Consider the following 12,965-nt stretch of genomic DNA (forward strand, 5'->3'; position numbering starts at 1 on the left):
AACTGATTCTTCCAATCTCTATTGTTCAAAAGTCATGTACTCGCTTAGCGAATTTCACATTTTGGTGTTGGGCTTCGCTTAACCTTTGGATGTTGAATGTGAATAACGATATCGAGTGGCAAGTTGAGGGCGGGGAAGACATCTCGACTAAGCAATGGTACTTGATGATGTCGAATCACCTCAGTTGGGCGGATATCGTGATCTTGTCTTCGATCTTGAAAGACAAGATGCCAATGACTAAGTTCTTCCTTAAGCATGAATTGCTGTACGTTCCTTTTGTTGGTTTGGCTTGTTGGGGCTTGGATATGCCTTTCATGAGACGTCACTCACGTGAGTTTTTGATTCGTAACCCTGAGCGTCGCAATGATGATTTCGAGGCAATTAATAAGGCATGTACTAAGTTCAAATGGGCACCGACAACCTTGGTGAATTTTGTGGAAGGGACTCGTGCAAACCACGAGAAACTGGCGACAGCGAAAACACCTTATCGACATCTACTCAAGCCAAAAACCGGCGGTGTGGCGTTCGCTCTATCGGCAATGGGCCCAATCTTGGATGGTATTGTGGATGTCACTCTGGCTTATCCAGAAAATCAGGCTTCTCCATTTGAAGACATGCTGAAGGGTAAAATGACCAAGGTGGTGGTGCGTATTAAACTGCACCCAATGGATGAGAACGTGAACGGTAATTATTTTGAAGATAAAGCGTTTAAACGTCGTTTCCACAGTTGGTTGAATAATACGTGGAAAGAGAAAGACGACTATCTTGATACGGTTTATGGGGTTGATACGCCCTGTGAGGTTGAAACGACTGATGAATCTGATGTGGCTTATAAGAAACAAGAACAGTAAGCTCATACCAAATCGATAGCATCAAAAAAGCCGATAGTTCATTGAACTGTCGGCTTTTTTATTGATTGGACTTTGTCTACTCAAACAGTGCAGTCAGCGCTCACTATGTTTTAAAGCGCTAAAACAAGGATGGTCAAAGAGTGAGGAAGTTAAATCGCTTGGTAAGCCTCAATGATGTGCTTAACCTCACTGGTTTTGCCTTGCTTCTCTTGTCCTTGATGGATGCGCAAGTAGTGCTGCAATGTTTTGGCTTTGTATTGCTGTGATACTTGCTTCTGTTGTTCACAGTTCGGAGTCCAGATCTTGTCGCCGACGCTTGATATCTCAGTTACCGTTCGGTTATTGCCACTTTCATCTAGATTTTTGTCGCTTTCACCTTGGTTATTGCTGACCAATAAAATCTCGTAGTAACGACGGTTCTCTTCAATTAACACTTCATCAATTAGGCCGAAATTGAGCGCCTTTAAATGATTTCTTAGCTCGAACTGCTGATGAACCGGGCAAAGTAAAAAATCGATCGCTTTGTCTGGATGCTTGCAATGAATATCGTCGACGAGCTTTTGTGTTAGATCGCCTCCCACACCCGCAATAATGACCAGATGTCTGCCTGTGTGCTTTTCCAATGGAATCGCTGCGACATCCAAGCAGTAGACTTGCCATTGGCTGGTCATCGCTTGTTGGTCTGAATTATCTTGGGGAAAGTAACGCGTTAGCTTGCCCTCCAGTTCATTCATCAGAGAAGGGACAATATCGACAAAATGAATCTGCGGTGCTTTGTGGTCAGATAATAGCTGAACACCCAAGAAGCCGTGATCACAACAACAGTCCCAAATATGTTGGTAGTCATTACTGACAAGGGAGTGGAGAGTTTGCAGTCGGTTACTTAGCTTCATAAGGCTCGTATCGTTAAAAAAGGGTATTGTTGTATCGAACGCGCATTGTAAAGACTTTCCATAAAAACAAAAGCACCTAGGGGATTAATCCTAGGTGCTTTTTTGTTATCGGTATCGTACCAATCGGTGTGATACGAGCGTGTTAGCTAATGTCTACGACGCTTTGGCTACGCCTCTAATGTGACCTTCTACTCGATTCTTTCCAAGTTGTAGTGCGATAAGCTTTGCTTGTTCCGCAAGGGCTAAAGCAGAGTCTGTTTCGCCGTCTATTTGCGAAAACCCGACGCTGATACTGAGTGACAATGTGATATCCGGAGTGACTATGGTTTTCTCGGCGATGCTGACTCGACATTGTTCCAATTGGTGCTTGGCATCCTTCGCATCATTCGCTTTGAATAAAACGGCGAACTCCTTGTCCCCGACTCGAGCAAGGCAAAGCCCTTTTGGCTTAGGAAAGTAAGAACGCATCGCTTCTCCGGCAAGCTTTATCATCTTGTCGCCAATCGCTTCACCGTAAGCTCGATTTACGTGGTCAAAGTTATCGATATCGAGCAGAGCTACATAGGTATCGGGTTCGCATGCGTAGTTGTCGATCGCGATGTTAAAACTACTTTTGTTGTCTAACTGAGTCATGAGATCTTTACTGCTCAATTGATGGTGGAGCAGTAAGTTAGACAACGAGACTTCCGTGTAATCTTTGATCATGCGTAAAATACTTTGACTGATCGGCAAGGGCGCATTGACGTAAATCACCGCGATTAGCTGGTTACGAGAGTGCAAAGGGATACAGTAGTGGCGTTGGAGTATTTTGAGTTTACGTGCCAATGGATCTGCGTATTTGCTGCTTCGATAAGCCATGGTCTCGGGAGCAAATCGCTCAGCAAGGGCTTTGTCAGTATGTAGCGTTGATTTGTTTCCATGATAATCGATGGTACTGAATGAATGGCTCTCTGCTTGATAAAGGCAGAATTGAATGCCTTTTTGATAGGTAAAGCTATTGAATATGGCTTTTAACTCTCGTTTAAAGCTGGCGAGATCATCAACTTTATTCAGTTGAGATAACGACATGTTCAAGCGGTGAGCTAGGTAGTGTGCGCCAATCCATAATAGAAGCAGTGACCCGAGTACCACGCCAGTTAGCGTAAATTGGTGTGAGCTGGTGAGTATGTCGTGACGATCAGTGCCCGAGACGAATACCCAGTTTAAGCTGTTGTCAGCATCAAATACCGTTATTTTGAAATTATCTTGATAGTAGTATTCGTGTTGGCCGACGGTCTCACCTTGAGAGAGTTGGTGGCTGATGCCGGCATGATAGCTGATGGATTTGGAGCCAATGCGTTTCGGGTCAGGATGGAAAACCAGTCGTTCGGTTGCTCTATCAACCACAAATACATAGCCACGGTCTAATGTCTTTAAGTCTCTCAGGCCTTGTGTGGTATGCAAAAGGTCAAACTCAATCCATATTTCTTTGTTCAACTTTTCCGTCGTGTGTTTGATCGCGAAAACCCAACGACCATCGGGTTTTTGATAGATAGAAGAGATGTAAAAACCTTCTACAACACTATCAATTGGATTCCACTGGATGGCATTGATCTGCTCATTAGAAAGAGGCAGGCCACGAGTTGAAATATATTGTTGGGATTGAGGCTGGTATTGAACAATATCGGAGAAGTTAGGTGTTCTCTTAAGAATATTGTCACTGATGTCCCTGAATTTTTGTTCACCGACGGGGCCTGATGTAGATAAGCTTAAACTGGTTTCCAAAAAATAGAGTTTGCCGAATGTGGCTTCGATGTTGGAATTGATGATGGAACTTGCGATACGAATATTTGATAGTGATTGTTCTTTTGCTGTCGTTTCTACTTTTTCAAGTTGAGCTGCAGCAAGATAGAGCATCCCTCCAGTTAATAAAATAATGTATGGTTTAAAAAGCCGAATTAATGTTTTAGGTAAAGCCATGATATCCAAAGACGTTATAGATTCATTTTTATAGTACGGCCATACTAAACAGTTTTCGTAATCACATCAATGCAAAATGTTCCATATAAAAAATTGAGTTTGTGACGTTCAGCTAATAAAAAAGCCAGTCATAAATATAACTGGCTTCTATGGCTTCGCGCGTTCTATTAAGCTGGTCTGGCTTTTAACCTAAACCTAAACCTAAACCGAATCAGTCTTGTTTGGCGAATAGTGCAAAATTGCCATTGAAACGGGAGATAACAGCATTTCACCTTCGGCATGACCCGGTTTCACGTTTCGCAAGTTGGTATCACAGATGGTGACCCAGTCTTGCTGACGGTCACTCGGTAAAGAAAATCGAGCAGGAGCGTTGGTTTGGTTGATCAGATAAATCAACTCGTCGCCATCTTTGCCGATGCCTAAATGCAAGGCTACGGAGCTTAAACGGTTCCAATCATCATGTTCCATGATTGTGCCATCAACACGGCTCCAGAATATACGGTTAGAGTTACGTTTATCGCCACTGAACGCTTTGATAAACGGCACCATGTATTGCTGACGTGCGGAGATCATCTCAGATAACCAAGCCTTGAAGTAAGTCTTACGCTCGGAATCTTCCCAGTTGAGCCAGCTGGTGACCCCGTCTTGGCAGTACGCGTTGTTGTTACCCTTTTGAGTATGAGATAACACATCGGCCGTCAAAATATGCGGAATACCGAATGCAAATAACAGGCTTGCCATGAAGTTACGTTTTTGCTTTTCACGTGTTGCGATAACTAAAAGGTTTTCTGTGTTGCCTTCAACACCATAGTTTTCAGAGCGATTATCACCGTGTCCATCGCGGTTGCTCTCACCATTTTCTTCATTGTGCTTATGTTTATAAGAAACAAGATCTTGCATGGTGAAACCATCATGATAAGTGATGTAGTTGACGGTTAATTTGTACGGCCAGTGTGCGGCACTGTAGATGTCACGAGAGCCCATTAAGCGAGTCGCAAACTCTTTCAAGTAGCCTTGGTCGCCACGCCAGAAGCTACGAGTGATATCTCGCAGCTTATCGTTACACTCATTCCACCCCAACGGAAAATTGCCAACTTGGTAGCCATTTGGCCCGATGTCCCATGGTTCTGCTATTAACTTGGTTTCTTTCAATACCGGATCTTGGGCAACGGCTTTGAAGAAAGCAGCCTCAGGATTGTAGTTATCGCCTTCGCGCCCCAGTGTTGCTGCCAAATCAAAACGGAAGCCGTCGACTTGGAACTCACTAACCCAGTAGCGCAGTGTATCCATGACTAAGTTCAGTGCTGGTTGGTGGGTGAGGTCGACCGTATTGCCACAACCGGTGAAGTTCGCGTAATGACAGCCATGCTTAATGTAGTAGCGGCTATCCAGTGCTTTTAGGTTGAAGGTTGTACCACCTTCACCGCCTTCTGCAGTGTGGTTGTAGACGACATCAAGAATGACTTCGATACCGTTGCGGTGCAGTTCTCGAATCGCGGTTTTGAGTTCACTTACGGCGTCTTTCTCTGCGTAGCGTGGGTCTGGCACCATAAACAAATATGGATTGTAACCCCAGTAATTCACTTTCCCCATATCCAATAGGTGGGGTTCATGCATACATGCAGCAATGGGTAAAAGTTGTAGAGAATTGATGTTTTGCTGTTTATAGAATGCAAGCATTTCGGGACTAACTAACCCCAAATAACGGCCTTTTGTATTGGTCGCGACTTCTGGGTGAAGTTGAGATAGGCCTTTAACATGGGTTTCGAAAAGAACGGTCTCTTCGCGGCTAATACGCGGCTTTTCGACATCTTGCCAATCGAACGTGTCATCAACTACGAGACACTTCGCCATCGAAAAGCTTTTTTCATTGGTATATGGCGTTGCGTAATCGAGCGGTTCGCTTATTGCTTTAGCGTAAGGGTCGGAAAGTAAGATCGGGCCATTATCAGTTTCAGCAATGAAACCGTATTTTTGTCCCGCTTTAATACCATCAACAAATACATATCTGATATCAGCGTATTCATTTTCCAATTTATAAGTGGTGAACTCATCGTTCTCGTCAAAAAGAGCGAGAGAAAGGGATTTACAGTCAGGGGAATAAATTGAGAAGTTACAGCCAGTGTTACCTAGCGTTGCGCCTAGTGGATAAGGGCGAGCGAGCGTTCTAGTCATTGCTTGATTTCTTGTTCGTTTATCAACATCAGTGAACTATTAGTAAAAGGCTTTGTCCCATTAAGGTCAAGCAACTTCATAGAATAAATTTTGTTGAAAAATAATTCATCGATGAAGTTCAAATTATATATTTGAAGTAGATCTCACTTATGCTGAATAATTAGATCTGTGTGCTGTCTACTCCTCCTAGATTAAGTGATCCAACCCTTTAAAATACCATTCTGTATAAACTCTACTCCCTTCTCATCCCCCTTAATTTAGTTCGGGGTGGAGGAAGTCAAACTTGTCATCCCCTCTTAATATTGGCTCCGTTGAAACGAATCAGGGGAAACCCTAAACCTCTCTATCTTACGCCCGCCATTACTGCCTTTGGTTGTCGCAAGAGAGCAAAAATATAAAACCTAAAATAAATCGTCCTTAATGGAGTTAAGAATGAAAAAAGTAAGTTTGATTGCTGCTGCAGTGGCTTCTGCACTTGTCGCTGGTTCAGCGTTCGCAGAAAATGACGTTGCACTTGATGTAACAAGTGGTGACTCTTCAATGGAAGTAGAGGTGAAAAACCCTACTGACGTTATCACTGACGGCTGGGAAGTTCACGGTTACATGTCTTCTAACGTTCGTGTTGTAGATGGTAAAACAGTAGACACTGAATTCGGTAAGCCAGATTACAAAACAGCGGGTACTCACGGTAAGAGTACTAACCAAGTTGAATTTGTAATTAAGAAGCACTCTGAGTACCAAAATGGTGTGTGGGCCGACTACGTTCTTCGTACTGAATATGGTAACGGTAACTCATACGCTTATTCTTCTGAAGGCGGACAAAAGAAGAATGATGATTCTCAGTTCGAAGTAAAAGAAGCTTTTGTTGAGCTCGGCGGCATTTTAGGTGAAGACACTTCTATTTGGGGTGGTCAACGTTACCTAAACCGTGCAGCTGGCCTTTTATCTGGTGAGTTTTGGAAACAATCATCTGGTATTGGTGCAGGTATTCAAACTAAGCTTGCAGGACATACTGCTGGTATCGCTTATGTGATGGCTGATCCTGATGCAGGTTCTGCAGATTCTTACGCGATAGACTGTAAGCAAAAAGATGGTACTACATCGACAAACCCGAATGAATGTAAAGTGAAGAAAGATGGTGCAAAAGAAAGACAGACACTCTCTTCTATTGACTTGTACTACTACGGCGTGGATGCGGGTATCGGCAGCCTAGACTTTGACTTTAAATATGGTCAGCAAAACATTAATGGCGGTGAGAACGAAGACGGTATCGGTGCAGCTGTAACGCTTAATACAAGTTACTATGGCCTAGACGGTTGGACTCAAAACGTAATTGCTTACGGCTCTGGCGTAATGAAAAACCGTGGTGTTAACTTCGGTGGTTGGTCTGGTGGCGGTGATAAAGAAGAATCACTATTCTTGACTTCTTACGGTGTGCTTAACATCTCTGAAAAATGGCAGTTAGGTACGGAAGCAGTGTACTTTACAGCTCTTGACCAATTGTTTGGTGCTGACGGTTTGACTCGTTACATGGTTGCTGCTCGTCCTTCTTACAAACTGAACGACAACATTCGCTTAGAAGCTACGGCTTCTTATGCACATGAAGAAGGTGATGAAGGTTACTGGAATCGTACTGGTGATGCTGTAGAGAGCGATATTCTTAACCTAGAAATTGCAACTGCATTTACAGCGAACTCTGACTACTTCGGTCGTCCACAAGTTAAGCCTTACATTAGCTACATTAAAGCTGATGATGAAGCAAGTGCTAAACAAATTGGTATCGATAACGGTAAAGACGAATTTGTATTCGGTGTACACACTGAAATTTGGTTCTAAACCGTTTAAAGTATAAGGCAGCCATTGGCTGCCTTTTTCCGTTTCCCCCAACAACAACCAATAGTGAGAGAGATTACAATGACAAATAAAAGCTCTATGTTAGCCGTGGTACTAGGTGCCTTGCTAAGCGGTTGTGCTTCCGATGCTCAGGTTCAAACTAAACTCGATGCACCCACTAATGCAGAAGTATGCTGCAGCGATTTTTCGCAGTACCCATACGCACAATTGAATGATAATGAAGATTTAAAGTTTGATATCGACTTGGGATCACCTGTCGGTACATTTACAACAGGTAATAGCCACTTTGCAGCGTTCAAGTTCAGCGAGCGCTCAGGGGAGATGGTCGTTAAGCTATCGAGCTTAATGATCGATGATTCAGTTTTTGCTCCAGAAGCCATGCTTCTAGATGAAAACTTTAAGCCAGTGCAAACATTGAAGTTTGAAGACTTTAAGGTTCAGGCATCCGACGCTTTTACTCGCACGAGTTACATTGAGCGCTTGCGTATTGATGCGAGTAAGACACCTTATATTGTTATCTACACGCCTGCTGATGAGCTTGGCAATAAGGTGAAAGTTGATCACCCAGCAAAGGTGCGAGCAAAAGAATTTGGTGAGGTGATGCCTATGGTCACCGATCCGGTATACACCAATCAATTAGGTGGTCGTTTAGAGTTAGAAATTAAAACTTTAAAACTTCGCCCTTACCGTGCTAAACCTGCCGTAGCGCCAGTCGTTGCTGCCCCTGCCGCTATGGCAGCGACTGCAACAGCTGTTGTACCGAAGAAAGCAGACACGCAGATACGTGTGCAGCAAGAGACAAAAGACTTCTATTTGTCTGCTATACAAAATGCGGTGAAGTCAGGTGATGTACCGAAAGCTTTAGGTTTGTTAGATGAAGCGAAGGCGCTTAATGTTGAAGGTGCACAAGAAGCTTTTGTGCGAGCCGTCAACGCAAAATAGCTTATTAGCTTATTAGTTAGCTTAATAACTTAATAACTTAATAGATTAGTAGGCTTAATGGCTTAGCAGCCCAGTATCTTAGTCGCTTAGAGATAGAAATAGAGATAGAACGCTCCTTTAAAGGGGCGTTTTTTATATCTGAATTTATAGACACTTCAAGTTTAGAGGTCGTTATGCAATCTGAATTGATTATTATCGATGAGTTCTTTATTCCACAGTTGAATCGAACTCGAACGCTCCGCATTTACCTTCCTGCGGGGTATCACCAAGCAGAGCACGCTTATCCTGTCTTATACATGCATGATGGGCAGAATGTCTTTGAGAAGTCTACAGCGACGTATGGGATGTGTTGGGATGCACAAACGACACTCGATGAGATGCAAAGGCTCGGTAAGTTATCCGGGTTAATTGTTGTCGCTATCGACAGCAGTCATGAGCTTGATGGCATGGAGCGTTACAATGAGTATTCGCCTTGGCGCGCTAACCAAGAGATAAAAGAGTTGGGAGTTGGTGATGAGCTACTTAAATTTGGTGGTGAAGGGGACGAGTATATAGCGTTTATCTGTCATACATTGAAGCCTTATATCGACCAAACATACAGAACAAAGCCGAACCGAGAGTTTACGTACCTTGCTGGCAGTTCAATGGGCGGGCTAATTAGCTTATATGGTGGCTCACTGTACCAGAATACTTTTGGCGTGCTTGGGGTCTTCTCTCCGGCGTTTTGGTTCAATAAATCCTCATACTTCGAGTATATGAAAGAGTTTAACTTTCTGTCTCCAATGAAAATATATATGGATATGGGAACGAATGAAGCTCGTGAAGAGGCAAGCGTAGATTTTGCTGACGTTTATCTGAGTGGTTCAAGGGCAATGAACACGTTACTCACTCAAAAGCCGAACGTGACGCTGTTTTATCAAGAAGGACAAGGTCATCAACACAATGAACTGGCTTGGTCGTTGCGATTCCCGAATTTTATCGACTTTATTTTTAGACAATAAAAGAAGGCCTAACTCCGTTTTGTCTTCGTAAACGGTGTATTAGGCCTGCTTTTTTATCGCTTTATAACCGTATCACTTTATACGTCTATAAAGCGATAGGCTTAGTATCAGCAAAGCTAGTCCTTGGCTGCTGACAATTTTTGCTTATTGCGCTTGTTCAACAAGTAGTCCTTGCTCATCAAACTGTTGTGTTGCCTTGCAAAGTCGGGCTTGGCAATTTGTAAGTCGCATAAGATGGCGTTATTTGGCTTTGGTTGAATCTCAAACTGCGCTTGTTTGTCGTTGACCGTGACCTGTTGTTGGTGACTGTCGATCATGATCTCCAACGATTGTGTTAATGGTGTCGAGATTACGGCAACAGACTCATGGTTTATGTCTAGCGTAAGCACCAATGTGATTTCGGGACTTACCGTATCTTCTAGATTTGACTGAATCTTGTAATGAGAAATCCCATTTTTAGATTCAAATGACAGTCGTAGCTGGTTTCCTTGACCAAAAGGCAACGAAGCCACTAATTCGCTCCAACAACTTGGGAAATTTGGTGTTAGGTGTATCTGATTGTCCAATAAGCGTGGGCAATATCCCAAATAGTCCTGTTGCGCGTTACGAGCGTATTCTGAAACAGACCAGGCTTGAGCAAACGTTCCTGATTCTACAAGGTCGCGGTCACTTTCTTGGAAAGCATCCAAATTTTCACTCATTGTCCCTCTACAGCCTTGTGTAAGGATCTGTTTTGCCAAGTTTTTGGATAGCTGGTAACTGAGATCTTGCTGCTTAAACTTGTTGAGCGCCGTAATAGTAAAGCCCGCATTCCACCCCCAGATCGTCCCGTTGTGATAAGCCGCGTCCTTGTGGTACATAGCTTGATTGTCGTGATAAGGATGAAAATCGACATGCTCTTGTTGTAAGGAGCAGATCCCCCATGGGAACAATAGCGTTTCTACCGCGTTCTTGACGATGTATTGCTCTCTTTCATTCTGATTCAGCGGACTTTTCTGAGGAATTGAAATCGTCATCAACTGATTCGGACGCACGCTATAATCAGGCACATCACCTTGCGATAAATGGTCGGCTAGGCGATGGTTTTTATCATCCCAAAATTTAGTGGCGAAACTCTCTTTCACTTTTCCTGCTTGGATTGTCCAGCTCTTTTCTGATTCAGAGTCGCCCACCAGAATAGCGAGTTGAATAGCGCAGTTTAAGCTTTCAAACCACAAAGCTTGGATGTCATTGGCTTTAGGCCCGCGAGGAGACCAAGGTGTCATCCCATCAATTTTTGCATCCATCCACGTATCAGGGTGGCGATGTGCCATCAGACTGTCTTTATTCGAATAATCTTCATTCAAGCCATCTTTACTCAAGCTATCTTTATTCAAGTAATGTTTTTCGACACCCGTGATGAAACGCTTGAGAGTGGGATAAATGGCCTTAGCGAACGCCACATCGCCAGAGTAGTTGATGTACTCAAGGGCTTCACGAATCATCCAAGGAGTACCATCGGTGGTGTTATAAATGATGTTCGTTTTACTCGTCACTCGATTCGGGATTCGGCCGTAATTTGTGGAATTTTCGTCGAGCATCTGCATGGACGCAAAGTTTTCAATGATCTCTTTTGCTTCACTAAACAGCCCATTAACCAAGCTTGTGCCCGACAAAGCGATAAAGGTGTCACGGCCCCAACAGTCCTTGAACCAAGGTAATCCAGCCCAAATGCCCGTGCCAAATTCATGGCTAACAAAGGTTCGGCTTGCAAGGCGCGACCACATAACCGCTTGGTTGTATTCAAGGTCGTTGGTCCACAAATAATTATTGGTTAAGAACTCATAAATCCGCTGTTGGTGAAGAACGTGTTCGTTATTTTTGACCGCTTGATTCACCAATGAACTAGCGGCTTTAAGGGTTTCAGCAAAGCCGAGGTAGACGATGAGTTCAGTTTGGTTATCTGACGTCGTGAGCATGAGTTTTGCGTTGCTCTCTGAGAGCTGAACTAGGTCGCGAAGTTCAGGGTGAGCGTCTAGCGAGATCTCTCGTGCATGTACAGCATGATTGCTTGCGATGGCGACAAACCTTGGGCAGCCGTCTGGGCAAACTTGAGGGCTGAGTTCTATGACGATATTTGAGTCTGAAGTATGAACTTTAGAGTGAGTGGTCGGTATGTTGAGTTCTGGAATTAGGCTTAAAGCACTCGGTTTGTTTGACGACACAGTGAGTGATACAAGTCTGGAACCTTGAACCAGGCTCAACGACTCTCGGCTATGATCATAATGATGTTCAATACCATAAGGCGTCAGGCTGGCACGTTCAGCTTCTAACTTATTATTGAACTTGCCGTCGATATAGCTAGCGAAGGTTCCCAGTATCCAACCTTGGTGGTGACGATATTTGCCACCGTTTACATAGCTATAGGTTGCTCCATGATAGTAACCATCGACATTATCCCCGAACACAAACGGAAATGACTGTGTCTCTGAGATGGTGAGCTGCTGGAATAGTTGGTCATGTGGAATCGCAAAATCAGGGTGTTGCCAGTGAGGCTGCGACTCCTCAACCTCAATATCAGCCTCAATCAGGTGAGTATCAATAGGCTCACGTTGAGGTGTTGATAGATCATTGTATTCCCCCTTGGTTACGGTGATCGTTGGCGTCGAAGATCCAAATTGCACCTTCAAGGAGTATTGACCAGCGACAGCGGGAGAGAGCAGCAGATCATTGCCAATACCTTGTGTGTTGATAAGAGGCATCGCTTGTTCTAATTCGCAGAGTGTGGCTTCACTTTCATGCCCTGAAAGCGTCCATTGCTTGGTGCCATCTGAATCCGAAATTTTGAAGCGATAAAGGTCGGTAGATAAGCATAAGTTTGCTCTGTAAGAGCCGTCTTGCTCTTTGAACAATGGGGTGTCTAACCCCCAGCCATTGAACGTACCTTTTAGGTAAAGAGTAGGGATTTGCATAGCGAGTTGATTTCCAAAACAAAAAAGGCACAGCATGCGCTGTGCCAAAGGACAATAGGATATTAATAAAAAGAAAGGTTATTTGGTGATTTGTTTCGCTGCTGTGTCTAGTGCTTCTCTAACGGTTTGCTTGCCCTGCATTGCGTTATCGATAGCCGCACCTTCAGCGAACCAGTAAGCCGTCATTTGCGGGATGTTTGGCATAATTTCGCCGTTTTCAGCATTCGTCATGGTTGATTTGATGCGATCATCGCTCTCAAGAATTTTTTGGAATGATTTTAGTGTCACCGCGCCAAGAGGCTTGTCATCATTCATGGTTTTCAGAGCGTAGTCTTGGAA

At 43.8% G+C, this 12,965-nt stretch carries 8 protein-coding genes and 1 pseudogene; 4 read left to right on the top strand and 5 right to left on the bottom strand.

The window, feature by feature from the left end:
• The coding region (locus tag AB4653_RS01525) for an acyltransferase (protein ID WP_372103155.1) at window positions 1-851 on the top strand (851 nt) is incomplete at its 5' end.
• Window positions 852-1,000: 149 nt separating this feature from the next.
• Here AB4653_RS01525 and AB4653_RS01530 read toward each other — a convergent pair.
• The 3 genes from AB4653_RS01530 to glgX form a co-directional block, all read right to left on the bottom strand.
• Window positions 1,001-1,744: a tRNA (adenine(22)-N(1))-methyltransferase TrmK gene (locus tag AB4653_RS01530; protein ID WP_009845872.1), complete on the bottom strand. Its 744-nt coding sequence runs from the start codon at window positions 1,742-1,744 to the stop codon at window positions 1,001-1,003.
• Between the two features lie 153 nt (window positions 1,745-1,897).
• Window positions 1,898-3,640: a diguanylate cyclase domain-containing protein gene (locus tag AB4653_RS01535; protein WP_009845871.1), complete on the bottom strand. Its 1,743-nt coding sequence runs from the start codon at window positions 3,638-3,640 to the stop codon at window positions 1,898-1,900.
• A gap of 264 nt (window positions 3,641-3,904) precedes the next feature.
• Window positions 3,905-5,878: a glycogen debranching protein GlgX gene (gene glgX / locus AB4653_RS01540; RefSeq protein ID WP_009845870.1), complete on the bottom strand. Its 1,974-nt coding sequence runs from the start codon at window positions 5,876-5,878 to the stop codon at window positions 3,905-3,907.
• A 432-nt stretch (window positions 5,879-6,310) separates the two neighbouring features.
• Between glgX and AB4653_RS01545 the strand changes: the two genes are divergently transcribed.
• From AB4653_RS01545 to AB4653_RS01555, 3 genes are all read left to right on the top strand, one after another.
• Complete coding sequence (locus AB4653_RS01545; RefSeq protein WP_009845869.1) at window positions 6,311-7,714, top strand: carbohydrate porin; 1,404 nt, start codon at window positions 6,311-6,313, stop codon at window positions 7,712-7,714.
• 78 nt (window positions 7,715-7,792) lie between these two features.
• Window positions 7,793-8,674 (top strand): MalM family protein, encoded by an 882-nt coding sequence (locus tag AB4653_RS01550; protein ID WP_009845868.1) that lies wholly within the window; start codon window positions 7,793-7,795, stop codon window positions 8,672-8,674.
• Window positions 8,675-8,847: 173 nt separating this feature from the next.
• Entirely contained in the window at window positions 8,848-9,675 is an 828-nt protein-coding gene (locus tag AB4653_RS01555) for an alpha/beta hydrolase (protein ID WP_009845867.1), read from the top strand.
• Between the two features lie 116 nt (window positions 9,676-9,791).
• Here the strand turns inward: AB4653_RS01555 and AB4653_RS01560 are convergent, their stop codons facing one another.
• Both AB4653_RS01560 and malE read right to left on the bottom strand, forming a co-directional pair.
• A complete protein-coding gene (locus AB4653_RS01560; protein ID WP_102258297.1) occupies window positions 9,792-12,674 on the bottom strand; it encodes an amylo-alpha-1,6-glucosidase in 2,883 nt (960 codons plus the stop codon).
• Between the two features lie 30 nt (window positions 12,675-12,704).
• Window positions 12,705-12,965 (bottom strand): annotated as a pseudogene (gene malE / locus AB4653_RS01565) (maltose/maltodextrin ABC transporter substrate-binding protein MalE); the annotation flags it as partial.

Source organism: Vibrio sp. 10N.222.48.A3, from assembly GCF_041475345.1.
Classification (GTDB): Bacteria; Pseudomonadota; Gammaproteobacteria; order Enterobacterales; family Vibrionaceae; genus Vibrio; species Vibrio tasmaniensis_A.

Excerpts from the sequence above, each read along its gene's own strand:
- AB4653_RS01530 (WP_009845872.1), bottom strand. The coding sequence starts at position 1,744 with ATGAAGCTAAGTAACCGACTGCAAACTCTCCACTCCCTTGTCAGTAAT.
- AB4653_RS01535 (WP_009845871.1), bottom strand. The coding sequence starts at position 3,640 with ATGCTCTATCTTGCTGCAGCTCAACTTGAAAAAGTAGAAACGACAGCA.
- glgX (WP_009845870.1), bottom strand. The coding sequence starts at position 5,878 with ATGACTAGAACGCTCGCTCGCCCTTATCCACTAGGCGCAACGCTAGGT.
- AB4653_RS01545 (WP_009845869.1), top strand. The coding sequence starts at position 6,311 with ATGAAAAAAGTAAGTTTGATTGCTGCTGCAGTGGCTTCTGCACTTGTC.
- AB4653_RS01550 (WP_009845868.1), top strand. The coding sequence starts at position 7,793 with ATGACAAATAAAAGCTCTATGTTAGCCGTGGTACTAGGTGCCTTGCTA.
- AB4653_RS01555 (WP_009845867.1), top strand. The coding sequence starts at position 8,848 with ATGCAATCTGAATTGATTATTATCGATGAGTTCTTTATTCCACAGTTG.